This window comes from Streptomyces sp. NPDC085944 (assembly GCF_040686295.1).
GTDB lineage: Bacteria > Actinomycetota > Actinomycetes > Streptomycetales > Streptomycetaceae > Streptomyces > Streptomyces salinarius.
Map to the genome: position 1 here is coordinate 49,639 of NZ_JBFBJX010000012.1, position 22,736 is coordinate 72,374.

General features: G+C 69.0%; 25 protein-coding genes and 1 riboswitch. Of the genes, 12 read left to right on the forward strand and 13 right to left on the reverse strand.

From position 1 onward, the window contains the following. Positions 1 to 595: 595 nt before the first annotated feature. The gene (gene thiC / locus AB0P07_RS23480) at positions 596 to 2,440 is read right to left on the reverse strand and encodes a phosphomethylpyrimidine synthase ThiC (protein WP_365553453.1); all 1,845 of its coding nucleotides are present in this window, start codon (positions 2,438 to 2,440) and stop codon (positions 596 to 598) included. Continuing rightward, positions 2,433 to 2,622: riboswitch (TPP riboswitch) on the reverse strand. (Overlaps the previous gene by 8 nt.) A 71-nt stretch (positions 2,623 to 2,693) precedes the next feature. Between thiC and AB0P07_RS23485 the strand changes: the two genes are divergently transcribed. After that, the gene (locus AB0P07_RS23485; protein WP_365553455.1) at positions 2,694 to 4,184 is read left to right on the forward strand and encodes a YibE/F family protein; all 1,491 of its coding nucleotides are present in this window, start codon (positions 2,694 to 2,696) and stop codon (positions 4,182 to 4,184) included. A gap of 48 nt (positions 4,185 to 4,232) precedes the next feature. On the opposite strand, the gene AB0P07_RS23490 is transcribed toward AB0P07_RS23485, so the two are convergent. From AB0P07_RS23490 to AB0P07_RS23505, 4 genes are all read right to left on the reverse strand, one after another. Further along, a complete protein-coding gene (locus AB0P07_RS23490) occupies positions 4,233 to 4,670 on the reverse strand; it encodes an SsgA family sporulation/cell division regulator (protein WP_365553457.1) in 438 nt (145 codons plus the stop codon). Positions 4,671 to 4,770: 100 nt separating this feature from the next. Beyond that, entirely contained in the window at positions 4,771 to 5,508 is a 738-nt protein-coding gene (locus AB0P07_RS23495; RefSeq protein WP_365553917.1) for a helix-turn-helix domain-containing protein, read from the reverse strand. A 309-nt stretch (positions 5,509 to 5,817) separates the two neighbouring features. Further along, the gene (locus AB0P07_RS23500; protein WP_007388908.1) at positions 5,818 to 6,030 is read right to left on the reverse strand and encodes a DUF5326 family protein; all 213 of its coding nucleotides are present in this window, start codon (positions 6,028 to 6,030) and stop codon (positions 5,818 to 5,820) included. A 150-nt stretch (positions 6,031 to 6,180) separates the two neighbouring features. Then, positions 6,181 to 6,498, reverse strand: a complete 318-nt coding sequence (locus AB0P07_RS23505; RefSeq protein WP_003975009.1) for a cupin domain-containing protein — start codon at positions 6,496 to 6,498, stop codon at positions 6,181 to 6,183. A 60-nt stretch (positions 6,499 to 6,558) separates the two neighbouring features. On the opposite strand from AB0P07_RS23505, the gene AB0P07_RS23510 reads away from it, so the two are divergent. The 6 genes from AB0P07_RS23510 to AB0P07_RS23535 all read left to right on the forward strand — a co-directional run bounded on the left by AB0P07_RS23510 (position 6,559) and on the right by AB0P07_RS23535 (position 11,256). Further along, positions 6,559 to 6,945 (forward strand): phage holin family protein, encoded by a 387-nt coding sequence (locus tag AB0P07_RS23510; RefSeq protein WP_365553459.1) that lies wholly within the window; start codon positions 6,559 to 6,561, stop codon positions 6,943 to 6,945. After that, positions 6,942 to 7,436 carry a low molecular weight protein-tyrosine-phosphatase gene (locus AB0P07_RS23515; protein ID WP_365553461.1) on the forward strand — a complete coding sequence of 165 codons (495 nt, stop codon included), beginning with the start codon at positions 6,942 to 6,944 and terminating at the stop codon, positions 7,434 to 7,436. The genes AB0P07_RS23510 and AB0P07_RS23515 overlap by 4 nt, the downstream gene beginning before the upstream one ends. Next, positions 7,433 to 8,611, forward strand: coding sequence for a cystathionine gamma-lyase (locus AB0P07_RS23520; RefSeq protein ID WP_365553463.1), 1,179 nt, complete (start codon positions 7,433 to 7,435; stop codon positions 8,609 to 8,611). Before AB0P07_RS23515 ends, AB0P07_RS23520 begins: the two co-directional genes overlap by 4 nt. Before the next feature lie 251 nt (positions 8,612 to 8,862). Further along, entirely contained in the window at positions 8,863 to 9,759 is an 897-nt protein-coding gene (locus AB0P07_RS23525; protein WP_365553465.1) for a LysR family transcriptional regulator, read from the forward strand. Positions 9,760 to 9,829: 70 nt separating this feature from the next. Continuing rightward, positions 9,830 to 10,312, forward strand: a complete 483-nt coding sequence (locus tag AB0P07_RS23530) for an NUDIX hydrolase (protein ID WP_061443668.1) — start codon at positions 9,830 to 9,832, stop codon at positions 10,310 to 10,312. Positions 10,313 to 10,389: 77 nt separating this feature from the next. After that, positions 10,390 to 11,256: a GNAT family N-acetyltransferase gene (locus AB0P07_RS23535; protein WP_365553468.1), complete on the forward strand. Its 867-nt coding sequence runs from the start codon at positions 10,390 to 10,392 to the stop codon at positions 11,254 to 11,256. A gap of 91 nt (positions 11,257 to 11,347) precedes the next feature. Here AB0P07_RS23535 and AB0P07_RS23540 read toward each other — a convergent pair whose 3' ends face one another. Both AB0P07_RS23540 and AB0P07_RS23545 read right to left on the reverse strand, forming a co-directional pair. Continuing rightward, entirely contained in the window at positions 11,348 to 11,767 is a 420-nt protein-coding gene (locus AB0P07_RS23540) for a heme-binding protein (protein ID WP_365553469.1), read from the reverse strand. Positions 11,768 to 11,866: 99 nt separating this feature from the next. Beyond that, positions 11,867 to 13,075 (reverse strand): MFS transporter, encoded by a 1,209-nt coding sequence (locus tag AB0P07_RS23545; protein WP_365553471.1) that lies wholly within the window; start codon positions 13,073 to 13,075, stop codon positions 11,867 to 11,869. Positions 13,076 to 13,215: 140 nt separating this feature from the next. On the opposite strand from AB0P07_RS23545, the gene AB0P07_RS23550 reads away from it, so the two are divergent. Together AB0P07_RS23550 and AB0P07_RS23555 are read left to right on the forward strand one after the other, a co-directional pair. Beyond that, positions 13,216 to 13,680: a MarR family transcriptional regulator gene (locus AB0P07_RS23550; protein WP_365553474.1), complete on the forward strand. Its 465-nt coding sequence runs from the start codon at positions 13,216 to 13,218 to the stop codon at positions 13,678 to 13,680. A 22-nt stretch (positions 13,681 to 13,702) separates the two neighbouring features. Continuing rightward, positions 13,703 to 14,155 (forward strand): GNAT family N-acetyltransferase, encoded by a 453-nt coding sequence (locus AB0P07_RS23555; protein ID WP_365553476.1) that lies wholly within the window; start codon positions 13,703 to 13,705, stop codon positions 14,153 to 14,155. 75 nt (positions 14,156 to 14,230) lie between these two features. Here AB0P07_RS23555 and AB0P07_RS23560 read toward each other — a convergent pair whose 3' ends face one another. Continuing rightward, positions 14,231 to 15,616, reverse strand: coding sequence for a serine hydrolase domain-containing protein (locus AB0P07_RS23560; protein ID WP_365553479.1), 1,386 nt, complete (start codon positions 15,614 to 15,616; stop codon positions 14,231 to 14,233). Positions 15,617 to 15,719: 103 nt separating this feature from the next. After that, positions 15,720 to 17,198 carry a replicative DNA helicase gene (gene dnaB / locus AB0P07_RS23565; RefSeq protein ID WP_365553482.1) on the reverse strand — a complete coding sequence of 493 codons (1,479 nt, stop codon included), beginning with the start codon at positions 17,196 to 17,198 and terminating at the stop codon, positions 15,720 to 15,722. Positions 17,199 to 17,657: 459 nt separating this feature from the next. On the opposite strand from dnaB, the gene AB0P07_RS23570 reads away from it, so the two are divergent. Beyond that, positions 17,658 to 18,995 (forward strand): MATE family efflux transporter, encoded by a 1,338-nt coding sequence (locus AB0P07_RS23570; protein ID WP_365553485.1) that lies wholly within the window; start codon positions 17,658 to 17,660, stop codon positions 18,993 to 18,995. Between the two features lie 124 nt (positions 18,996 to 19,119). On the opposite strand, the gene rplI is transcribed toward AB0P07_RS23570, so the two are convergent. The 4 genes from rplI to rpsF all read right to left on the reverse strand — a co-directional run bounded on the left by rplI (position 19,120) and on the right by rpsF (position 20,834). Beyond that, positions 19,120 to 19,566, reverse strand: a complete 447-nt coding sequence (gene rplI / locus AB0P07_RS23575) for a 50S ribosomal protein L9 (protein ID WP_003975023.1) — start codon at positions 19,564 to 19,566, stop codon at positions 19,120 to 19,122. Between the two features lie 18 nt (positions 19,567 to 19,584). Continuing rightward, entirely contained in the window at positions 19,585 to 19,821 is a 237-nt protein-coding gene (gene rpsR / locus AB0P07_RS23580; protein ID WP_003949403.1) for a 30S ribosomal protein S18, read from the reverse strand. Positions 19,822 to 19,866: 45 nt separating this feature from the next. Continuing rightward, a complete protein-coding gene (locus AB0P07_RS23585) occupies positions 19,867 to 20,463 on the reverse strand; it encodes a single-stranded DNA-binding protein (protein WP_282087457.1) in 597 nt (198 codons plus the stop codon). An 80-nt stretch (positions 20,464 to 20,543) separates the two neighbouring features. Beyond that, a complete protein-coding gene (gene rpsF / locus AB0P07_RS23590) occupies positions 20,544 to 20,834 on the reverse strand; it encodes a 30S ribosomal protein S6 (protein WP_077798159.1) in 291 nt (96 codons plus the stop codon). Between the two features lie 275 nt (positions 20,835 to 21,109). Here rpsF and AB0P07_RS23595 point away from each other — a divergent pair, with 275 nt between their 5' ends. Continuing rightward, complete coding sequence (locus AB0P07_RS23595; protein WP_365553489.1) at positions 21,110 to 21,415, forward strand: hypothetical protein; 306 nt, start codon at positions 21,110 to 21,112, stop codon at positions 21,413 to 21,415. A 139-nt stretch (positions 21,416 to 21,554) separates the two neighbouring features. Further along, a complete protein-coding gene (gene femX / locus AB0P07_RS23600) occupies positions 21,555 to 22,676 on the forward strand; it encodes a peptidoglycan bridge formation glycyltransferase FemX (protein WP_365553492.1) in 1,122 nt (373 codons plus the stop codon). Positions 22,677 to 22,736 lie beyond the last annotated feature (60 nt).

Here is a 22,736-nt window from a genome sequence, read left to right on the forward strand (position 1 = left end):
CGGCGTGCGGAGATGCTCCGGAAGACCCCAGAACTGATCGGGACCCCAGGTGGCCACTTGCTCATTGCTGAAGTAGTCGCCGTCCTGCCCTGGAGTCACCAGCCGTGGCTCGACACGAAGCAACAGTGGCAGGTAATTGCCTTCCGGCAGCAAGGAGCCGAAGGCACCCAGGATGCCATCGTCCAGATCTGAGACCTGTCCGGAGAGCAGATCTTGCATGCCTGCCAATGACAGCGTCTCGCTGGCGCCCTCAAGCCGCTGAAACAGGAACTGACACGTCCCACACCACGGCGAAAGCTCAAATGCGGGATTCCCGTCGAGCACCAGCAACCTGCGCCGCGGTGCCGACCCCAGTTCCTGGCGCTCTGTCTCGAACCGCAGCCTCGCTTCAGGCCCGGGAACTCCAAGCCTGCGCGGCTCGCCAACGATGTTCATCACGCCCACGACCTTACGAGCGGTGCGACCACGTACCAGAGGGGGGTTCTTCACCACGGAGCGCGGCTGGCCCTCCTTCGCGAGCACGGTGACGCTGCCCAGGGGGCTGGGGAGCGCCGTTCAAGGCAGACGCCGCCCCGCCACCCGGTTACTCACTCACTCAGTCCGCCAACGGCAGGTACACCCGGTTCCCACGCTCGGCGAACTCCTTCGACTTCTGGAGCATCCCCTCCGCGACCTCCTCAGCCGTCGCCCCCGCAGCCGCTGTACCGCCGAACTGCTCTGTGATGCTTTGACTAATCTTCATCGAGCAGAACTTGGGCCCGCACATGGAGCAGAAGTGGGCCGTCTTGGCGGGCTCGGCAGGCAGGGTCTCGTCGTGGAACTCCCGTGCCGTGTCCGGGTCGAGGGCCAGGTTGAACTGGTCCTCCCACCGGAATTCGAACCGGGCGTCCGACAGCGCGTCGTCCCACTCCTGTGCACCTGGATGGCCCTTGGCGAGGTCGGCGGCATGGGCGGCGATCTTGTAGGTGATGACGCCGGTCTTGACGTCGTCACGGTTGGGCAGGCCCAAGTGCTCCTTGGGCGTGACGTAGCAGAGCATGGCCGTGCCCCACCAGGCGATCATCGCGGCACCGATGCCGGAGGTGATGTGGTCGTACGCCGGCGCGACGTCCGTCGTCAGCGGACCGAGCGTATAGAACGGAGCTTCATCGCAGATCTCCTGCTGAAGGTCGATGTTCTCCTTGATCTTGTGCATCGGGACATGGCCCGGGCCCTCGATCATGGTCTGTACGTTGCAACGCTTGGCGATCCGGTTGAGTTCCCCGAGGGTGCGCAACTCGGCGAACTGGGCCTCGTCGTTGGCGTCCGCGATCGAGCCCGGGCGCAGGCCGTCGCCCAGGGAGTAGGTGACGTCGTAGGCGGCGAGGATCTCGCAGAGTTCCTCGAAGTTCTCGTACAGGAACGACTCCTTGTGGTGCGCCAGGCACCACGCCGCCATGATCGAGCCGCCGCGCGAGACGATCCCGGTCTTGCGGTTCGCGGTCAGCGGTACGTACGGCAGGCGCACGCCCGCGTGGACCGTCATGTAGTCCACTCCCTGCTCGGCCTGTTCGATCACGGTGTCCTTGTAGATCTCCCAGGTCAGTTCCTCGGCCCGGCCGTCGACCTTCTCGAGGGCCTGGTAGAGCGGCACGGTGCCGATGGGAACGGGGGAGTTGCGCAGCACCCACTCGCGCGTGGTGTGGATGTTGCGGCCGGTGGAGAGGTCCATGACCGTGTCGGCGCCCCACCGGGTCGCCCAGGTCATCTTGTCCACCTCCTCCTCGATGGAGGACGTCACCGCCGAGTTGCCGATGTTGGCGTTGACCTTCACCAGGAACCGCTTGCCGATGATCATCGGTTCGATCTCGGGGTGGTTCACGTTGGCGGGCAGGACGGCACGCCCCGCCGCGATCTCCTCGCGGACCACTTCCGGCGCGACGTTCTCCCGGACGGCCACGTACTCCATCTCCGGGGTGATCTCGCCCCGTCGCGCGTACGCGAGCTGCGTGACCGCGGTGCCGTTCCGGCCCCGGCGCGGCTGGCGCGGGCGGCCGGGGAAGACGGCGTCGAGGTTGCGCAGGCCGCCGCGCGGCGAGGTGTGCTTGATTCCGTCGTCCTCGGGACGGACGGGACGGCCCGCGTACTCCTCGGTGTCGCCGCGGGCGATGATCCAGTTCTCCCGCAGCGGGGCGAGACCCCTGCGGACATCGGTGTCGACGAGTGGATCGGTGTACGGGCCCGAGGTGTCGTACAGCGTGACCGACTGCCCGTTGGTGAGGTGCACCTGACGGACCGGCACCCGCAGATCGGGGCGTGAGCCCTCGACGTACGCCTTGTGCCAGCCGATGGACTTCCCGGCCTCCGTGGTCTGCGCGGCGTCCTCCTGGCCGGAGTTGCGGGTGGGATTGTGTGCGGAGTTCTGCGCGGAGGCAGGCGTGCGTGCGTCCTTGATGGTCATGAGACCTACTCCCTACGCCGGCATTACCCGGTAACAGGTTCGGCGGTCGACGCAGCGGCTTCCGTCCGACGGTGCTTCGTGGGTTACGTCACTCGACTTCGGTGACGTTTCCCGTGAAACATCGCTGGGACGGAGGTCAGCGCCCTCTCAGCCCGGTGCTCCGAGCTCCCGCGTGTACAAAGGTGCCTCCACGCTAGCGCCCCTCCGGGCGCGGTGACCAGAGGGCCCCCCTCGTTCTTGCGATGATCGGGCGGTGACCACACCGCAGCATCCCCCCTTTCCACCCCGCCGGCCCCGCCGCGGACCGAACGCCGAAGAAGGCGACGGCCGTGCGACCGGCGATGTCCCCGCCGTCGCTCATGGCGCGCCCGAGGGCAGACCCGAGACCGGTCACGGGCACGGGCCCGGTGCGGAGGGTGGCGGACAGGGTGCGGTCGGCGGGCACGGGCATGCGCACACCCACAGTCATGGCCCCGCGGCGCCCGTCTCCCGGCATCTGCGCAAGGTCATCGCCGCCGTCCTGATCCCCTTCGCCGCGGCCGTGGTGGTCGGGCTCGCGGTGCTGTGGCCGGGCGGTGCGCCTTCTCACGAACGCACGGGTGTCGGCTTCGACCGGCAGACACAGGAGGCCACCGTCACCAAGGTGGTCGCGCTCAGCTGCCAGTCGGTCAACGCCTCGGGCGGCATCCCGACCGGTGACACGTCCACCGCCGAGGGGTCCTCCGCGGTGCAGCAGTCGAAGGGGGAGTGCAGGCGGGCGACCATCCGCGTCGACACCGGCGACGACAAGGGCCGTACGTTCAACGAGATCGTGCAGCCGGACCAGTCACGGCAGTTGCACGAGGGGCAGAAGGTGGTGGTCGCCTACGAACCCTCGGCGCCCAAGGACCTGCAGTACTCGGTGACCGACATCAACCGCCGACTCCCCCTGGCCCTGCTCGCCGGCATCTTCGCCCTCGCCGTCGTGGTCGTCGGGCGACTGCGCGGTCTCATGGCGCTGGTCTCACTGGCCATCAGTTTCCTGCTGCTGAACTTCTTCATCCTTCCCGCGATCCTGCAGGGCTCCAACCCCCTGGTCGTGGCGGTGATCGGGTCCAGCGCCATCATGCTGATCGCGTTGTACCTGTGCCACGGCCTGTCGGCCCGCACCTCGGTGGCGGTGCTCGGCACCCTGATCTCGTTGCTGCTGATCGGCGTGCTCGGGTCGCTGTTCATCGGCTGGGCCGTGCTCACCGGCAACACGGACGACAACACCGGCCTCATCCACGGTTTGTACCCGTCCATCGACATGAGCGGCCTGCTGCTCGCCGGGGTCATCATCGGTTCACTCGGTGTCCTCGACGATGTGACGGTCACCCAGACCTCCGCCGTCTGGGAACTGCACGAGGCCAACCCGACGATGGGCTGGCGCGGCCTGTACCGCGCGGGCATCCGCATCGGCCGCGACCACATCGCCTCGGTCGTGAACACGCTCGTTCTCGCCTACGCGGGCGCCGCACTGCCCCTGCTGCTGCTGTTCTCGATCGCGCAGAGCGGGGTGGGGACGGTTGCCAACAGCGAACTGGTCGCCGAGGAGATCGTGCGAACGCTGGTCGGCTCGATCGGGTTGGTGGCCTCCGTGCCGGTCACCACGGCCCTCGCGGCCCTGGTGGTGTCGGCGGACCGGCCGGCCGTGGCCGCGGGGGCGGCAGCCGGTGCGGGGGCACCCGCACGCGGCGGGCGCGGCCGTCGCCGTAAGCGCTGACGCGCCCGGCGAAGCGTTACGCCACCGCTGCTTGTCTGCCGTAACGGTTCAGCCCGCGCTCTGTTCCTCGGCCAGGATGCGGTCCAGGGCTTCGTCGAGGTGGCTGTCGAAGTCGGCGAGCGCGCCCTCCTGGCCGAGGGGCACGAGCTTGTCGGTGCGGTCGAGGAAGGCCACGAGCGGCGCGGCCGAGGAGCGGAACAGTGCCTGGTCGCTGCCGACCTGAAGGCGGATCACCACCTCGGCCAAGGGCTCCGGATCGACCGGTGCGATGCGCACGTCTCCGTCGCCGCACGGCCGACCCACTCCGTCGACGAGCAACTCCCGGCCGAAGGCCCAGGTCACCGGCGCGTCTCCGGGCAGATGGAAGGTCAGTCGTACGGCGTAGGGATCACGTGTCTCGTACCGCAGCTCCACCGGGATGCGGAACGAGAGCTCCTCGGACACGAGAAAGCTCATCATGACCTCTGCCTGTACGGACTCGCCCATTCGCCTACCCCGTCATTCGCCGTCGACTGTCCGGGAATCAAACCTCTAACACTGGTGGCATCTTGCTCAACGTACACACCAGATCACAAGGAGTGAGTTTTCAGATACTGATAGAGAGCGCCAGTGAACCCAGACGCCGCCCCACCTCGGTCTGCAAACGCTGAGCCGCCGGAAGCAGTCGGTCCGCCTGGTGGAGGGGGAGCGAGATGGCCATCGTCGCGGCCGTGGTGCCGACGGTGATCGGAATGGCCGCGCAGACCGTGCCGAGCGCGTATTCCTGGCGCTCGACCACCGGCGTCATCCGGCGCATGCGCTCCAGTCGTTTCAACAGGCTGTGGCCGTCACGCAGCGTGTACGGCGTGAGCGGCCGCACCGGGTAGCGGTCCAGGTGATCACGGCGGGCGCCCTCGTCCAACTGGGACAGCAGGCACTGTCCGATGGCGTGCGCGTGCCCCGTCTCCCGGAAGTCCGCCCACTCCTCGACCGCCGGGTTGCCCGGAGTGTCGGAGACGCACATGACCTCGATCTCGCCGTCCCGGTACATGGCGTAGTACACCGGGACGCCGATCGCGTCGCGCCAGCGGGCCATGGTGTCGACCACCGTGCTGCGACGTTTCTGCTCGGCCCCGCTGCTGCTCAGCCGCTCGGCGGCCTCGCCGAGGAAGAACAGCCCCTTCTCCCGGCGCAGATACCCCTCGTGCACCAGCGTGCGCAGCAGGTGGTACGCCGTGGGCAGTGCCAGCCCCGTCTCGCGGGCCAGTTGTTTGGCCGGGGCGCCGTACTCGTGCTCGGCGACGCACTCGAGCAGGCGCATCGCCCGCTGCACGGAGCCGATCAGGGTGGCGGAGGGCGGCGGGTCGGCGGAGGAGGGCGTGGGGGAGGGCCGAGGCGTCGAGCAGGGCTGCACGGGAAGGGCGTGCAGGTGAGCGAATGCGGTGTCAGCCGTGGCCAAGGGTCACTCCCGGAACGCGAGGAGGCAACCCGTGCGGAGAACACGGGTGGGGGTGTACGCCGTGCACGGGGTCGCCCCCGCGTGGAGTTCCGGACTCTAACCGTCGGTCACCGCTCACCGAGGTCCCGTCCGGGAAAAGTCCCCCGCCCGAGGGAACCGGTGGTTCCTGTTACCCCCGCAGGTGTCCCACCTCGCTCACCAGTCGCTGCGCGACGACGAGCTCGACATGAACTTGCGTACGACGTAGATCAGTCCGCCGACGAGCGCGACGAAGACCAACAGCTTGAACAGCAGCCCGATCACGAACCCGACCACGCTGGCGATCAGCCCGCCGAACACGACCAGGGCGATGACCGGCACCGCGATCCACTTCACCCACCACGGCAGTCCCGTGAAGATCTCTCGCATCGCCCTTGCCCTCACCTTTCGGGGAACCCCGGCCAGTCCGGGAATCCTCTGATGTCCTGCACTCGATGCTAGAGCCGCGAGGGCCACGGCAGGGGCTTGGCATCCCTTGTCTCCCCCTGACCGATCCCCTAGGGAATCCCGGCTCCGGTCTCAGCTCTCCGGCGGAGAGAACACCACCAGAACCCGCAGGTCCTCGCTGATGTGATGGAACTTGTGGGCGACCCCGGCCGGCACGTAGACCACACTGCCGCGGGCGACCTGGGTGGTCTCCATGCCCACGGTGATCGCGGCCCGCCCGCTCACCACGAAATACACCTCGTCCTGCGCGTGCGGTTTCTGCGGGTCGGTCGTCCCCGCGTCGAGGGCGTACAGGCCGACCGACATGTTCCGCTCGCGCAGGAACTGCAGGTAGGCACCGTCGTTGGCGGCGCGCTCCGCCTCCAGTTCGTCCAGCCGGAATGCCTTCATCGCCTCGTCCGTCCCCTGCCTCACCGTTCGTTTCCGATCGCGTCTGCCACGATCAGACACATGAAGAATTTCCTAGTCAAGACGATCGCCAACGCGGGCGCCCTGGCGGTCGCCGTGTGGCTGCTCGACAAGATCACCCTGGCCGGCGGCAGCACCGGGGAGAAGGCCGCCACCCTGATCGTGGTCGCCCTGGTGTTCGGCCTGGTCAACATGGTGGTGAAGCCCATCGTGCAGGTACTCACCTTCCCGCTGTTCATCCTGACCCTCGGCCTGTTCACGCTGGTGGTCAACGCGCTGATGCTGCTGCTCACGTCGTGGGTGGCCGACCAGCTCGACCTGAGCTTCCACGTCGACGGGTTCTGGACCGCCGTTCTGGGCGGCCTGATCATCTCGATCGTTTCCTGGGCCCTCAACGCGTTCCTGCCCGACGGGGGACTGATTCGATGACCTACCGCGTCTGTTTCGTGTGCACGGGCAACATCTGCCGCTCCCCGATGGCCGAGGCCGTCTTCCACGCGCGCGTGGCGGACGCCGGGCTCGACGACCTGGTCGAGGCCGACAGCGCCGGCACCGGCGGCTGGCACGAGGGCGAGGGCGCCGACCCGCGCACCGTGGCCGTCCTGGCGGAGAACGGCTACGACCTCGATCACACGGCCCGCCAGTTCCAGCAGTCCTGGTTCTCCCGCCTCGACCTGGTCGTCGCCCTCGATGCGGGGCACCTGCGGGCCCTGCGGCGCCTCGCCCCCACCGAGCGGGACGCGGCCAAGGTGCGCCTGCTGCGCTCGTACGACCAGGCCGCCGACGGCGACGACCTGGACGTCCCGGACCCGTACTACGGGGGCCAGGGCGGTTTCGAGGAATGCCTTGAGATGGTGGAGGCGGCGAGCACCGGGTTGCTCGCCGCCGTACGCGAGCACGTGGAAGGACGGGCGGCATGAGCGACTCCGCTACGAACGACGGGGCGGGTACCGGCGCGGGGAGCGCCGCTTCCGGCCCCGGTGACGGCACACGCGCGGTGCGGGCCGGGCTGCCCGAACCCGTCAAGCACGAGCCGACCCTGCCCGGCCCGGTGTTCGCGGCCCACTTCCACCTGCCGGGCGACCCGACCGGGCCGTACACCTACGGCCGCGACGAGAACCCGACCTGGACCCGTCTCGAGAGGGCCATCGGCGAGCTGGAGGCGCCCGGACAGGCCGACGTGGAGACACTCGTCTTCGCCTCGGGCATGGCCGCGATCTCCTCGGTGCTCTTCTCGCAGCTGCAGGCCGGCGACACCGCCGTCCTGCCCGACGACGGCTACCAGGCGCTGCCGCTGGCCCGTGCACAGCTGGAGGCGTACGGCATCGAGGTGCGCACCGCGCCGACCGGCCGGGACGCCCAGCTCGACGCCCTGGACGGCGCGAAGCTGCTGTGGATCGAGACGCCGTCGAACCCGGGGCTCGACGTGTGCGACGTACGGCGGCTCGTGGAGGCGGCGCACGCACGCGGCGCTCTGGTCGCCGTCGACAACACCCTCGCCACTCCGCTGGGGCAGCGCCCGCTGGAGCTCGGCGCCGACTTCTCGGTGGCCAGCGGCACCAAGCAACTCACCGGCCACGGGGACGTCCTCCTGGGCTACGTGGCCGGCCGCGACGCCGGGGCGATGGCCGCCGTGAAGCGCTGGCGCAAGATCGTCGGTGCGATCCCCGGCCCCATGGAGGCATGGCTCGCGCACCGCTCGCTCGCCACCCTGCAGCTGCGGGTGGACCGGCAGGACGCCACCGCGCTCAAGGTGGCCGAGGCGCTCCGGGACCGGCCCGAGATCACCGGCCTGCGCTACCCCGGGCTGCCCGACGACCCGTCTCACAAGGTCGCCTCGCAGCAGATGCGGCGCTACGGCTGCGTCGTCTCCTTCACGCTGCCCTCACGCGCACGTGCCGATCGTTTCCTCGACGCGCTGCACCTCGTCGAGGGTGCGACGAGCTTCGGCGGGGTGCGCTCCACCGCGGAACGACGCGGACGCTGGGGCGGCGACGCGGTGCCGGAGGGCTTCATCCGGCTCTCGGTCGGCGCGGAGGACCCCGCCGACCTGGTGGCCGATCTGCTGCGCGCGCTGGACGAGACGGCGGCCTGACGCCGCAGCGCTGCCCCGCACCCTCATCGGCCCTTCGCGCCGGGTACGACGGACGGTCCGAGCCTCCCCCCTCGTGGCTCGGACCGTCCTCCGGTTCCGCGCGTCTCCGGTTCGACGCGCGAAGAGCCGGGCGAACCAGGCTAGTTGACTGGGTGTCAGTGTCCAATCACAGAGGCGACAGCGACCTATCGACATATTTATAGTTGAGTGCGGGCGGGGGCTGGAGAAGAACAGAAGAGGGACGGGATTCCGTGGATCTGGCCTTGCTCCGTACCTTCGTCACCGTGCACCGGGCCGGTTCCTTCACCCGCGCGGCTGCGCTGCTCGGCCTCTCGCAGCCCGCCGTCACCTCGCAGATCCGTACGCTGGAGCGACAACTCGGCCGTCCCCTCTTCCTTCGGCAGGCCCGCGGAGTGACTCCGACGACCATCGGCGACGAACTCGCCCACAAGGCCGCCCCGCATCTCGACGCCCTGGTGGAGATCGCCGAGACCGGGCCGGGGGACGACTCGGTCCTGCGAACCCTGCATCTGGCCGGACCACCCGAGTTCACCGCGGAACGGGCGCTGCCCGCCCTCCTGGGAGACGGCGGGCAGGCCTTCGCCCTGCGCGTCTCCTTCGGGAACGCCGAGCAGACCCTGGAAGGGCTGGCGGCCGGGCACCACGATCTGGCCATCGGCACGGCCCGTCCCCACGGTGCGCTGCTCACGGCGACTCCCCTCTGTGACGAGGTACACGTTCTAATCGCCGCACCTGACTGGGCGAAGCGTGCCGGTGTGGAAGAGCTCCACGACACCGACGCCTCCGACCTCGAACACCTCCCCGTGGTCGAGGTGCACGAGTCGCTGCCCTTCGTCGCCCGCTACTGGGCCTCCGTGTTCGACGCCCGCCCGGCCGCTCCGGCCACCGTCGTGGCTCCCGACCTGCGTGCGGTTCTCGCCTGCACGATCGCGGGCGCGGGACTCGCCGTACTGCCCCGCTATCTGTGCGCCAAGGCGCTGGAGCGCGGGGACGTCGTCGCCCTGCACGATCCGCCGGTGCCGCCATTGCGGACGTACTTCCTGGTCGCACGCACCGGCACGCTGGCGTTGCCACACATCGCCCGGGCCCACGAGGGACTGCTGCGCGCGGCCCCTGCCTGGAACTGAGCCGGCGGACTCCTGAATCGGGCGTGCGTCACGATGTTTCACGTGGAACCAGCCGGGCCACATTTCTCCCATGACCGTCCGACCCGTGGTCAAGCGCACCGCTCGCGCCGTCCTGCTGGACGGCGACCACCTGATCCTGATCAAGCGGACCAAGCCCGGCGTCGACCCCTACTGGGTCACTCCCGGCGGCGGGGTCGAGCCGGACGACACCACCGTCGTGGACGCCCTTCACCGTGAGGTGTACGAGGAGCTCGGCGCCAAGATCAGCGATGTGGTGCCCTGCTTCGTGGACACCGTGGAGCACATCGGCGAGGACGGTGGCGCGACCGGAGTGAAGGTGCAGCACTTCTTCGTCTGCCGCCTGGAATCCATGGACCCGTCCCTGCGGCACGGTCCCGAGGTCGACGAGCCCGCCGGTGAGTACGAGATCGTCAGAGTGCCGTTCACCCGGGTCGGGATCGCCTCGGTCCACCTCGTACCGCTGTCGCTGCGGCACTACCTGGACGGCAACATCGAGGGTGTGCGTGCCATGCACGCCCCCGACCTCGGCTGACCGACGTGGCCGAAAGCTCGCGTGTTCCGCCGGAAAGAGGTGGACGCGGACGGCCACTCTCGGACAGCCTGACCTGCGTGCCGACTCCTTTCCTCGCCTCTGCACCGATCCGCCGTCTGACGCTCCGCGATCTCACCGCCTGCGCCGACCTGTCCGAGGGCCGGGGGTGGCCGCGCGAGGAACACAAGTGGGGGTTCCTCCTCACGGCCGGCCAGGGATACGGCATCGACGATCCCGATGGGGGCCTGGTCGCCGCCTGTACCGTCACCGGGTACGGACCCCAAGAGCGCCTCGCTCTCGCCGGTATCGGCATGGTGTTGGTCGCCGAGCGCCACGCCCGCCAGGGGGTGGGACGCCGGTTGATGCGCCACGTCGTCTCCGGCCTGGGCACCGTTCCCCTCACCCTGCACGCGACGCCGTACGGTCGGCCGCTCTACGAGGAGCTGGGTTTCAAGGTGACGGGCTGGGCGGAGATGGTGCGCGGCCGTTTCGTCCCGGGCGGGCCGCAGTCGAGGGCCGTCACTCGCGCGGCCACCGCCGAGGACCTCACCACGATCCTCCGGCTCGACGAGGAGGTTTTCGGTGCCGACCGCACCCACATCGTCACGCGGCTGCCCGCCTTCGCCGACCAGTTGCGCATCGCCGAGGAGGACAGCCGGATCACCGGGTACGCCGCGGCCTGGCCGAACATGGACACCCACGTGGTGGGACCGGTGATCGCCCGCGACACCGAGACGGCCAAGGCTCTGATCGGCTCGCTGGCCGCCCGCACCGACCGGCCGCTGCGCACGGACATCGACGTACGGCACGAAGAGTTGCTGGCGTGGATCAAGGAGCGCGGCCTGTCCTCGGTCGCCCCCAACGCGGTTATGACCTACGGGATCACCGAGTTGCCCGGAGACTGGACCCGGCGGTTCGCGCCGCTGACGGTGGCGGCGGGCTGACCTCGGCGCAGCGCCCCTGCGCCGCCGTCCGACCGGTTTCCGGGCGGCCCGGGAACCGGTCGGACGGACGGCCACTCCAGGACCACTGCCGTCAGGCGAGGCTCCGCACGGCGGCCGAGGCGAAGCCGTGGTCCTGCTCCGGCGCGCCTCCGCCCACCCCGATCGCCCCGATCAGCCGGCCGTCCCGGTGCACGGGCACGCCGCCCGCGATGAACAGCAGCGGCCGGTCGAGTGCCGTGGGCAGGGTGTGGAAGGGGCCTCCGGGCTGCACGGCGTCGACGAGGTCGGCGGTCGGAGTGTTCAGCTGGAGCGCCGTGTAAGCCTTACGCGTGCTGGTCTCTCCGGAGATCAGCACGGCGCGGTCGTCGCGCCGGAAGGCGAGCAGATGGCCCCCGGCGTCGAGGACCGTGACGCTGACGGCGACGCCGGACGCCTCGGCGGCGTGACGAGCGGCGGTGACGAGAGCTTCGGCGTCCTGGATCGTCAGCGGGGTGACGACGGTGGTGCTCATGGGTCGTTCTCCTTGGTTCTACTGGGTGGTGCGGTGCCTCGATGAGGCGTCCGAGGCCCGTGAGGCGCGGGGGCGGCCCTGGTCCCGCACCCCGGTCGGTCAGTGGTGGACGGCGGCTCGCTGCTCGGTGGGCACGGAATCCGCGACGACGGTTCCGGAAGCGCTGCCGCGCCTCTCCAGGGCGGCCGAGAGGACGGCGAGGACGAGAGCGGCGGCTGCGAGCACGGCGCCGACCCAGTTGGGCGCGGTGTATCCGTAGCCGGCCGCGATGACGACGCCGCCGAGCCACGCGGAGAGGGCGTTGCCGAGGTTGAAGGCGCCGATGTTCACCGCGGATGCCAGCGTGGGAGCGCCGTGCGCGTGGTCCAGGACGCGCTTCTGCAGCGGGGGGACTGTGGCGAAGCCCAGGGCGCCGATCAGGACGACGGTCACGGCGGACGCGGTCTTGTCGTGCGCGGTGAGGGTGAAGAGAGCGAGCACCACGGACAGTGCGCCCAGGGAGATGTACAGCATGGGCATCAGAGCGCGGTCGGCGAACCGGCCGCCGACGAGGTTGCCGCCGACCATGCCGAGGCCGAAGAGGACCAGCAGCCAGGTGACCGAGCCGTCGGCGAAGCCCGCGACGTGGGTCATCATCGGCGCGATGTAGGTGATGGCCGCGAAGACCCCGCCGAAGCCGAGGACGGTCATGGCCATCGCGAGCAGGACCTGGGCGTTCTTGAACGCAGCCATCTCGTGGCGCAGCCGCACGCCCTCGGCCCTGGGCACGTCGGGGACCAGCTTGGCGACTCCGGCCAGACCGACGACCCCGAGCACGGCGACGACGGCGAACGTGACGCGCCAGCCGGCGGTCTGCCCGATCAGCGTGCCCAGCGGGACACCGACGACATTGGCGACGGTCAGTCCGGTGAACATCATCGCGATGGCCCCGGCCTTCTTGTGCGGAGCGACCAGACCGGCTGCGACGACCGACCCGATGCCGAAGAAGGCGCCGTGCGCGAGCGAGGCGACCACGCGGCCGATCAGCATGACGGGGAAGACGGGGGCGAGGGCGGAGAGCAGATTGCCGACGATGAACAGGCCCATCAGCAGCATCAGCATCCGCTTGCGCGGAACCCTGGTGCCGAGCACGGTCATCAGCGGGGCGCCGAACATCACGCCGAGCGCGTATCCGGTCACCAGGTATCCGGCGGTGGGGATGGAGACCCCGTAGTCGCTCGCGACCTCGGGCAGCAAGCCCATGATCACGAACTCGGTCGTTCCGATCCCGAAGGCCCCGATCGCGAGGGCCAGAAGCGCGAGAGGCATGGAGGGATACCCCTTCCGAAACGATTGCAAGAGCGCTTTATGCTTGAAGACAATAGTTGCATACGCGGGCTATATGCAAGCGCAGGCAATTGCGGCGCTGGTCTACCCTGGTCTGAGCCGCCCCTGGACGGAGGAACCACATGACAGCGACGGATCCCGCGCTCACCGCCCTCTCCCAGGGCTGGTGCGCCCTCTCCCTGCTGCACGGGAGGATCGAGGCCCACATCGAGCGCGCTCTGCAGGCCGGCCACGACCTGAGCGTCCGTGAGTACTCGCTGCTCGACGTGCTCAGCAGGCAGCACGACGGCGACGGGGGGCATCTTCAGATGAAGCAGGTCGCCGACGCCGTGGTCCTCAGTCAGAGCGCGACCACCCGGCTGGTCACCCGGCTCGAGGACCGTGGCCTGCTCGAGCGCTATCTGTGTCCCACCGACCGACGCGGCATCTACACCAACGTCACCGCGGCGGGCTTGCGGCTGCTCAGCGAGGCGCGGCCCACCAATGACGCCGCCCTGCGCGAGGCCCTCGACGACGCGGCCGAGAACCCCGACCTGGCCCCGCTGGTCCGGGCAGTGGAGACGCTGAAGGCACCCGTGCCCGCCTAGATCCGGTTCTAGAGTGCGGGGCATGGCAGACCTCGAAATACGCCCCACCACCGCCCGGGACATTCCGGCGGTCGTCGCGATGCTCGCCGACGACCCGCTGGGCGCACAACGCGAATCACCGGACGACCTGGGCCCGTACCTGGCCGCCTTCGAACGGCTCAGGACCGATCCGAACCAGCATCTCGTGGTGGCCGTCCGCGAGGACCGTGTCGTCGGCACGCTCCAGTTGACGATCGTCCCCGGCCTGTCCCGGCGCGGCGCCACCCGCTCGATCATCGAAGGCGTCCGCATCCACGGCGACGAGCGCGGCAGCGGGCTGGGCAGCCAGCTCATCGAGTGGGCGATCGACGAGTCCCGGCGGCAGGGTTGCCACCTGGTGCAACTCACGTCCGACAAGACCCGTACCGACGCCCACCGCTTCTACGAGCGTCTGGGCTTCTCGGCTTCCCACACGGGGTTCAAACTCCAGCTCTGAGGTACGACTCGAACTGCACGCCCGCCACGGTGCCCGGCCCTGTTTCACGTGAAACAGGGCCGGGCCGGACAGCCGTCAGCCGATCCCCCGCCACCCCTCAGGGTCCACACCGCCGGGTACGGCGGAGCCCTCTTCGTACGGCTGACGCGTGAAGACGAAGGAGCCGAGGTCCAGATGGCTCACCATTCCGTCCGGGCGCCTCACCGCTCGGAGCAACTCCCCTGCGTAGTAACCCTCCAGCCCTGTCCAGCTGCCGTCACCGTTCGCCCGGAAGCGTGAGCGACGGCCCTGGCCCGACAGTGGCCCCAACGAGACCCCTCCGTCGGACGTCAGCCGCAGGGCGAAGGCGTGCGTCCCCCAGTACCACTGCCCCGCCAGCTCCAATACGGAGGAGTCGACGTCCCGCAACGGGCGCCACGGCTCAGGGATCCGGGGCTCCGCCTCGGCGACGATGCGCACGAGGTCGGCTCCGACCCCGGCGAGCAACGGCCCGGACGTGCAATTGGTCAGGACCACCGCGGCGACGTCGTCCTCCACGTCGATGGTGAGGTTGGCCAGAAAGCCCGGCAGGGACCCGGAGTGGCCCACCAGCAACCGTCCGTCCCGGTGCTGGAGCTGCAGCCCCAGTCCGTACGCCGCACCGTCCACCACATCCGCCGCCTCGGCCGGCGCGGCAGGCGCCCGCATCTCGCGCACGGTCTCCACGCCGAGTACCTTGTCGTCTCCGCGCATCAGGAAGACGGCGAACCGCGCCAGATCCCCGGTGGTAGACCAGAGTTGTCCTGCCGGGGCCATCAGCCCGAGGTCCTCGAGGGGCTCGGCCTGCATCACATCGGCCCACGGATGCACCGCCCAGCCACCGGCGTGCGGGGCACTGGGGCGCAGGGTCGTACGCTCCAGCCCCAGCGGGTCCAACACCTCTCGCCGCAGCACTTCCTCCCACGGAGCACCACGCAGCTTCTCGACCAGCGCGCCGAGCAGGGTGTATCCGGGGTTGGAGTAGTGGTGGCGGCGGCCCACGGGGTGCAGGAGCGGCTGCTCGCCCAGAACATCGGCGAGCTCGGGCCGCAGCGAGCCCGGCGTCCGCTCCCACCACGGCGCGGGCGACTCGGCGGCCAGACCACCCGAGTGCGCGAGCAGCTCGGCGATCGTGGCCTCCCCCGCCTTCGTATCCGGCAGATGCTTCTCCAGCGGATCCCCGAGATCGAGGACGCCCTCGTCGCGTAGCCGCAGGACGAGGACGGCGGTGAACGTCTTGGTGATCGAGCCAATCCTGTACTGCACGGTCTCGTCCGGTCCGTGCCCGTCGACCGAGGTCCGCGCCCCGTGCCACACGGTCTGTCCGCCCCTGACCACCGCCGCTACGAGCGACGGTGTGCGCCCTCCGGCCTGGGCCACGGCGATGCGGTGCGTCAGTGCCCTGCGGGTGGTGGGAAGCAGTTCCTGCTCAGGTGTCGTCATGGGCCCAGTCCACCGGTCGGCACTTCTCACGTCGAGCCGATTTCGCCGGGGCACGGTCCTCGGTTCGGTGGGGCAGGGCGGGCGGAGGCCCCCTGGCCGGGTGTCAGGTCTGTGCCATGTCCACGAAGCGCGAATAGTGACCCTGGAAGGCGACCGTGATCGTCGCCGTCGGGCCGTTACGGTGCTTGGCCACGATCAGGTCGGCCTCGCCCGCGCGAGGCGACTCCTTCTCGTAGGCGTCCTCACGGTGCAGCAGGATGACCATGTCGGCGTCCTGCTCGATCGAACCGGACTCACGCAGGTCGGAGACCATCGGCTTCTTGTCGGTGCGCTGCTCGGGACCACGGTTCAGCTGGGAGAGCGCGATGACCGGGATCTCCAGCTCCTTCGCCAGGAGCTTGAGGTTACGGGACATGTCCGAGACCTCCTGCTGCCGGCTCTCGGCACGCTTGGAACCGCCGGACTGCATCAGCTGGAGGTAGTCGATGACGACCAGCTTGAGGTCGTTGCGCTGCTTGAGGCGGCGGCACTTGGCACGGATCTCCATCATCGACAGGTTCGGGGAGTCGTCGATGTAGAGCGGCGCGGCCGACACGTCCGGCATCCGGCGCGCCAGCCGGGTCCAGTCGTCGTCCGTCATCGTGCCGGACCGCATGTGGTGCAGCGCGACGCGGGCCTCGGCGGACAGCAGACGCATGGCGATCTCGTTGCGGCCCATTTCGAGCGAGAAGATGACGCTCGGCAGGTTGTTCTTGATCGAGGCGGCCCGGGCGAAGTCCAGCGCCAGGGTCGACTTTCCCATCGCGGGACGTGCGGCGATGACGATCATCTGCCCGGGGTGCAGGCCGTTGGTCAGCGAATCGAAGTCCGTGAATCCCGTCGGCACACCGGTCATCTCGCCGCTGCGCGACCCGATCGCCTCGATCTCGTCGAGCGCGCCTTCCATGATGTCGCCGAGCGGCAGGTAGTCCTCACTGGTGCGCTGCTCGGTGACGGCGTAGATCTCGGCCTGGGCGCGGTTGACGATCTCGTCGACGTCGTCATCGGCCGCGTACCCCATCTGTGTGATCCGGGTGCCGGCCTCCACCAGGCGGCGCAGGACGGCCCGCTCGTGCACGATCTCCGCGTAGTACGCGGCGTTCGCGGCCGTCGGCACGGTCTGTACGAGGCTGTGCAGGTACGAAGCGCCGCCGACCTTGTTGATCTCGCCGCGCTTGGTGAGTTCGGCGGCGATCGTGATCGGGTCGGCCGGCTCGCCCTTGGCGTAGACGTCGAGGATGGCCTGGTAAACCGTCTCGTGGGCCGGCTTGTAGAAGTCGTGGCCCTTGAGGATCTCGACGACGTCGGCGATGGCGTCCTTGGACAGGAGCATGCCGCCGAGCACGGACTGCTCGGCGTCCAGGTCCTGCGGCGGCACCCGCTCGAACGACGGGGCGCCGCCGTCCCACGCACCGTTGTCCGGACCGCGCTCGTGCTGCTCGTCGCGGTTGCGGCTGCCCTCACCGCGGCGGCGGGAAGCAGGCAGACGATCGCTGGGGCCGCTGTCGGCCCACGGGTCGTCCAAGGGCTCGGAAATGCTCACCGAGCCACCTCCTCCCGTCCGCCGAGCGGACCTCGCCGTGCTTCTCATTTCTACGGCACAGCACTGACAAATAAGACGCCCAACTCCGGTTCTGGCGCGTCGGCTTTGTCACGATTCACCAGCCGACGGACGGAGCGGGCGCCGGATAACCGTAGGCCTGCGAGCACCGTCAGCCAATCTGGTTATCCACAGGCCATGTGGACGACGGGCCAGATGCTGTGGAGAACTCCGCGAAACCTGTGCACGACCCGGTGGACAGCCCTGTGAACAAGCCCGCACCCCGGCCCACGAAGCGGCCCTGACCTGCACAGTCACCGTCCACCGCCTGTGCAGAAGAAAAACTTTCCCAGTCGGACCAAGATCGCTCGGACCCGTACCCAGAAGTACACGGGGCGAGAGCAACCGTAAGGGTCGTCAAAGCATTGCATCTCTTACCTGTGGACGATTAGATTGGTGCTCATGACACAGGCCCCCGTGCGTACCCGGACCGCCCGGCGCCGGCACGACCGAGAGATCGTCGCGCTGGCCGTCCCGGCCTTCGGCGCGCTCGTCGCCGAGCCCCTTTTCGTCATGGCCGACAGTGCCATCGTCGGCCATCTGGGGACCGCTCAGCTCGCCGGACTCGGCATCGCCTCGGCCCTGCTCACCACGGCAGTCAGCGTCTTCGTCTTCCTCGCCTACGCCACCACGGCAGCCGTTTCCCGTCGCGTCGGCGCGGGCGACCTGCAAGCAGCGATCCGCCAGGGCATGGACGGCATCTGGCTGGCACTGCTGCTCGGGGCCGCCGTCATAGCGGTCGTCCTGCCCGCGGCCCCCTCGCTCGTGGAACTCTTCGGCGCATCCGAGACCGCGGGCCCCTATGCCACGACCTATCTGCGGATCTCCGCGCTCGGCATCCCCGCCATGCTCGTCGTGCTGGCTTCGACCGGTGTGCTCAGGGGACTGCAGAACACCCGCACCCCGCTGTACGTGGCCGTGGCCGGCTTCATCGCCAACGCCGTCCTCAACGTCGTTCTCGTCTACGGCGCCGGCCTCGGCATCGCGGGTTCCGCCTGGGGCACCGTCATAGCCCAGGTCGGCATGGCCGCGGTCTATCTGTGGGTGGTCATTCGCGGGGCTCGACGGCACGGCGCCTCCCTGCGACCCGACCTGGCCGGCATCAGGGCATCCGCTCAGACCGGGGTGCCACTGCTCGTGCGCACGCTCTCCCTGCGGGCGATTCTCATGATCGCAACAGCCGTGGCGGCCCGTCTCGGTGACGCCGACATCGCCGCGCATCAGATCGTCCTGTCCCTGTGGAGTCTGCTCGCCTTCGCCCTCGACGCCATTGCCATCGCGGGGCAGGCCATCATCGGGCGGTATCTGGGCGCGGGTGACGCACAGGGCGCACGCGACGCCTGCCGCAGGATGGTGGAGTGGGGCATCGCGGTCGGGGTCGTGCTGGGCCTGCTCGTGGTGCTGTCCCGCCCGGCGTTCCTGCCACTGTTCACCGGTGACTCCGTGGTCAAGGACGCCGCGCTGCCCGCACTGGTCATCGTGGCCGTCGCGCAGCCCGTCTGCGGAGTGGTCTACGTCCTGGACGGTGTTCTCATGGGTGCGGGCGACGGTCCCTACCTTGCCTGGGCCATGCTGCTGACCCTGGCGGTCTTCACTCCTGCGGCGCTCCTCGTTCCCACGCTCGGCGGCGGGCTTACCGCCCTGTGGGCGGCGATGACGCTGATGATGGTGATGCGTCTGCTGACGCTGTGGCTGCGTGCCCGTTCGGGGCGATGGATCGTCACCGGTGCGACGCGCTGACTGTTTCACGTGAAACGACGAAAGGCGACGTTCCACGTGAAACATGACTGCCGCCAACAGACACGAGAGGGGCCGCATCCCTCGGGAGATGCGGCCCCTCTCATCGCTTCAGCGAGAGCAGTGCTCAGGCAGCGACGACCTCGATGCTGACCTTGGCGTCAACCTCGGGGTGCAGACGCACGGACGTCTCGTGGGCGCCCAGGGTCTTGATCGGCGAGCCCAGCTCGATGCGGCGCTTGTCGACCTCGGGGCCACCGGCGGCCTTGATCGCCGAAGCGACGTCGGCCGGGGTGACGGAGCCGAAGAGACGACCGGCGTCGCCGGAGCGGACGGCCAGACGGACCTTTACACCCTCGAGCTGGGCCTTCACCTGGTTGGCCTGCTCGATGGTCTGGATCTCGTGGATCTTGCGAGCACGACGGATCTGCTCGACGTCCTTCTCGCCGCCCTTGGTCCAGCGGATCGCAAACTTCCGCGGGATCAGGTAGTTGCGAGCGTAACCGTCCTTGACGTCGACGACGTCGCCCGCGGCGCCGAGGCCGGAAACCTCGTGGGTGAGGATGATCTTCATGATTCGGTCACCCTTCCCTTATCGCGCGGTGGAGGTGTAGGGCAGCAGCGCCATCTCACGGCTGTTCTTCACGGCCGTGGCGACGTCACGCTGGTGCTGGGTGCAGTTGCCGGTCACGCGGCGGGCACGGATCTTGCCGCGGTCGGAAATGAACTTCCGCAGCATGTTCGTGTCCTTGTAGTCCACGTACGTGACCTTGTCCTTGCAGAATGCGCAGACCTTCTTCTTCGGCTTGCGCACAGGCGGCTTAGCCATGATGTTTCTCCTGTGTGATCAAGAAGTGTGGGTAGAGCCCGTCCCTCAGAAGGGGGGCTCGTCCGAGTAGCCGCCACCGCCGCCGGAGCCACCGCCCCAGCCGCCGCCACCCTGGCCGCCACCGCCCTGCTGGCCACCGGCGGGAGCGCCGGTCGCCCAGGGGTCGTCGGCGGGAGCGCCGCCGCCCTGCTGGCCGCCACCGGGGCCGCCGCCCCAGCCGCCGCCACCCTGGCCGCCGCCACCACCGCCGTAGCCGCCCTGGCCACCGCGGCCCTGGCCCGAGGTCTTGGTGACCTTGGCCGTGGCATTGCGCAGGCTGGCGCCGACCTCGTCGACGTCCAGTTCGTAGACCGTGCGCTTGACGCCCTCACGGTCCTCGTAGGACCGCTGCTTCAGCCGGCCCTGCACGATGACGCGCATGCCTCGCTGGAGCGACTCGGCGACGTTCTCCGCCGCCTGGCGCCAGACCGAGCAGGTGAGGAACAGGCTCTCGCCGTCCTTCCACTCGTTCGTCTGGCGGTCGAAGGTGCGGGGAGTCGACGCGACGCGGAACTTCGCGACGGCCGCACCGGACGGGGTGAAGCGCAGCTCGGGGTCGTCGACAAGATTGCCGACGACCGTGATGACGGTCTCGCCTGCCATGGGGAACCTCTCGGCGGGTTTGCTGCTCTGGCTGCTTGGTTGCTGCTACTCGAATCCCGGGATCAGCTGAGCGGGAGGGCTCAGTGCATCTCGGGACGGAGGACCTTGGTCCGGAGGACCGACTCGTTCAGGTTCATCTGGCGGTCGAGCTCCTTGACGACCGCAGGCTCGGCCTGCAGGTCGATGACCGAGTAGATGCCCTCGGGCTTCTTCTTGATCTCGTACGAGAGACGACGACGGCCCCAGGTGTCGACCTTCTCGACCTTTCCGCCGCCGTCACGGACGACAGAGAGGAAGTTCTCGATCAGCGGGGAGACAGCGCGCTCCTCGAGATCGGGGTCGAGGATGACCATCACCTCGTAGTGACGCATGTGGAACCCACCTCCTTTGGACTCAGCGGCCACGGTCGTTCCGTGGCAGGAGGGTTGCGATGCGTTCGCACCGGCATCAACGAGTAAACCAGGACCCACTGACAATCGGGCCTCCTCCGAGGAGGTGGCCCGGTCGTGGCTGGCAACAGACACCGGTGCGGAAGGTACAGCGTACCCGGCTGCCGCCTTGCGGTTGAAATCAGGCCCCGAGGGGACACAATCGGTAGTCAGGGATGTGAGGGCGAAAACACACTGCCTTCGGCAGGAGGTTCTCCATGGCACAGATCATGCGACCCGCCAAGCCCCGGACCGGCTTGCTGGCCACCGACGGCAAGCCGCACCCCCTCCAGGACACGCTGCTGGCCGTGACCGCGGTCCTCGCCGTGATCGCCGTCGCGACCGCGAGCTTCCGGGAGCTCCACGTCCTGACCTCCTGGGCGGGGCTGCTGGGTGTCCTGACCGGCGGGTACGGCCAGTACGTGTCCGAGACGACACGGGAGCGCTTCGGCCTGGTGCTGGCTCTCGGCGTCTCCGCGTTCGGACTGTTCTTCGGCATCTACCACGGTGGGTTCGTCGGCTGATCCGCAGCACCGGCCGCCCGGCCGGTGCCACCCCTTCCAGCCGTACGCCGGACGGGGCGCTCACAGGGCGCAGTAGGCTTCGCGCGAGAGCCGGAGCCCCTGTACCCATGGGGACACACCAGCCCGAGGAGCGCCCCGAATGAGCCTGACCCTGAGGACCATCAGCCGCGAGCAGCATCTGGCCTACATCCAGAGCCTGTCGGCGGCGAGTCACATGCAGGTCCCGGCATGGGCGGACGTCAAGGCGGAATGGCGCTCGGAGAACCTCGGCTGGTTCGACGACCGGACCGGCCAGTTGGTCGGGGTCGGTCTCGTCCTCTACCGGCAGCTGCCCAAGATCAAGCGCTACCTCGCCTACCTCCCCGAGGGCCCGGTGATCAACTGGTTCGCGCCGAATCTCCAGGAATGGATGGAGCCGATGCTGGCGCACCTGAAGCAGCAGGGCGCCTTCTCCGTCAAGATGGGCCCGCCGGTGATCATCCGGCGCTGGGACGCGACGTCCATCAAGAAGGGCATCCAAGACCCCGACGTCAAGCGCCTGAGGGACATAGAGGCGGACCACATCGAGCCGCGCGCCTTCGAGGTGGCCGACAAGCTGCGCCGCATGGGCTGGCAGCAGGGCGAGGACGGCGGCGCCGGCTTCGGTGACGTGCAGCCCCGCTACGTCTTCCAGGTGCCGCTGGCCAACCGCTCCCTGGAAGAGGTCCACAAGAACTTCAACCAGCTCTGGCGCCGCAACATCAAGAAGGCCGAGAAGGCCGGTGTCGAGGTCGTCCAGGGCGGCTACCACGACCTCGAGGAATGGCAGCGGCTGTACGAGATCACGGCCGTGCGCGACCACTTCCGGCCGCGCCCGCTGTCGTACTTCCAGCGCATGTGGTCGGCCCTCAACAACGAGGACCCCAATCGCATGCGGCTGTACTTCGCCCGGCACAACGGGGTGAACCTGTCCGCGGCGACCATGCTGGTCGTCGGCGGGCACGTCTGGTACTCCTACGGCGCCTCCGACAACATCGGCCGCGAGGTCCGGCCGTCGAACGCCATGCAGTGGGCCATGCTCCGCGACTCCTACGCGCTGGGCGCGACCGTCTACGACCTGCGCGGCATCTCCGACTCGCTGGACGAGAGCGACCACCTCTTCGGTCTGATCCAGTTCAAGGTGGGTACGGGCGGTCAGGCGGCCGAGTACCTCGGCGAGTGGGACTTCCCACTGAACAAGCTGCTCCACAAGGCGCTCGACATCTACATGTCGCGCCGCTGACCGCACCGCCCCTCCCCGATCCGCACCTCTGACAGCCACGAGAAAGGTTCCAGGTCCGGC

What these genes read in the sequence shown, in the direction of transcription:
- AB0P07_RS23550 (WP_365553474.1), top strand. Translation starts at nt 13,216, where the DNA reads ATGACAGCGACGGATCCCGCGCTCACCGCCCTCTCCCAGGGCTGGTGC.
- AB0P07_RS23555 (WP_365553476.1), top strand. Translation starts at nt 13,703, where the DNA reads ATGGCAGACCTCGAAATACGCCCCACCACCGCCCGGGACATTCCGGCG.
- AB0P07_RS23520 (WP_365553463.1), top strand. Translation starts at nt 7,433, where the DNA reads ATGAGCGACTCCGCTACGAACGACGGGGCGGGTACCGGCGCGGGGAGC.
- AB0P07_RS23585 (WP_282087457.1), bottom strand. Translation starts at nt 20,463, where the DNA reads ATGGCAGGCGAGACCGTCATCACGGTCGTCGGCAATCTTGTCGACGAC.
- AB0P07_RS23545 (WP_365553471.1), bottom strand. Translation starts at nt 13,075, where the DNA reads ATGCCTCTCGCGCTTCTGGCCCTCGCGATCGGGGCCTTCGGGATCGGA.
- AB0P07_RS23510 (WP_365553459.1), top strand. Translation starts at nt 6,559, where the DNA reads ATGAAGAATTTCCTAGTCAAGACGATCGCCAACGCGGGCGCCCTGGCG.
- AB0P07_RS23490 (WP_365553457.1), bottom strand. Translation starts at nt 4,670, where the DNA reads ATGGGCGAGTCCGTACAGGCAGAGGTCATGATGAGCTTTCTCGTGTCC.
- AB0P07_RS23560 (WP_365553479.1), bottom strand. Translation starts at nt 15,616, where the DNA reads ATGACGACACCTGAGCAGGAACTGCTTCCCACCACCCGCAGGGCACTG.
- AB0P07_RS23570 (WP_365553485.1), top strand. Translation starts at nt 17,658, where the DNA reads ATGACACAGGCCCCCGTGCGTACCCGGACCGCCCGGCGCCGGCACGAC.
- femX (WP_365553492.1), top strand. Translation starts at nt 21,555, where the DNA reads ATGAGCCTGACCCTGAGGACCATCAGCCGCGAGCAGCATCTGGCCTAC.
- AB0P07_RS23595 (WP_365553489.1), top strand. Translation starts at nt 21,110, where the DNA reads ATGGCACAGATCATGCGACCCGCCAAGCCCCGGACCGGCTTGCTGGCC.
- AB0P07_RS23530 (WP_061443668.1), top strand. Translation starts at nt 9,830, where the DNA reads ATGACCGTCCGACCCGTGGTCAAGCGCACCGCTCGCGCCGTCCTGCTG.
- rpsF (WP_077798159.1), bottom strand. Translation starts at nt 20,834, where the DNA reads ATGCGTCACTACGAGGTGATGGTCATCCTCGACCCCGATCTCGAGGAG.
- thiC (WP_365553453.1), bottom strand. Translation starts at nt 2,440, where the DNA reads ATGACCATCAAGGACGCACGCACGCCTGCCTCCGCGCAGAACTCCGCA.
- AB0P07_RS23540 (WP_365553469.1), bottom strand. Translation starts at nt 11,767, where the DNA reads ATGAGCACCACCGTCGTCACCCCGCTGACGATCCAGGACGCCGAAGCT.
- rplI (WP_003975023.1), bottom strand. Translation starts at nt 19,566, where the DNA reads ATGAAGATCATCCTCACCCACGAGGTTTCCGGCCTCGGCGCCGCGGGC.
- AB0P07_RS23505 (WP_003975009.1), bottom strand. Translation starts at nt 6,498, where the DNA reads ATGAAGGCATTCCGGCTGGACGAACTGGAGGCGGAGCGCGCCGCCAAC.
- rpsR (WP_003949403.1), bottom strand. Translation starts at nt 19,821, where the DNA reads ATGGCTAAGCCGCCTGTGCGCAAGCCGAAGAAGAAGGTCTGCGCATTC.
- AB0P07_RS23500 (WP_007388908.1), bottom strand. Translation starts at nt 6,030, where the DNA reads ATGCGAGAGATCTTCACGGGACTGCCGTGGTGGGTGAAGTGGATCGCG.
- AB0P07_RS23515 (WP_365553461.1), top strand. Translation starts at nt 6,942, where the DNA reads ATGACCTACCGCGTCTGTTTCGTGTGCACGGGCAACATCTGCCGCTCC.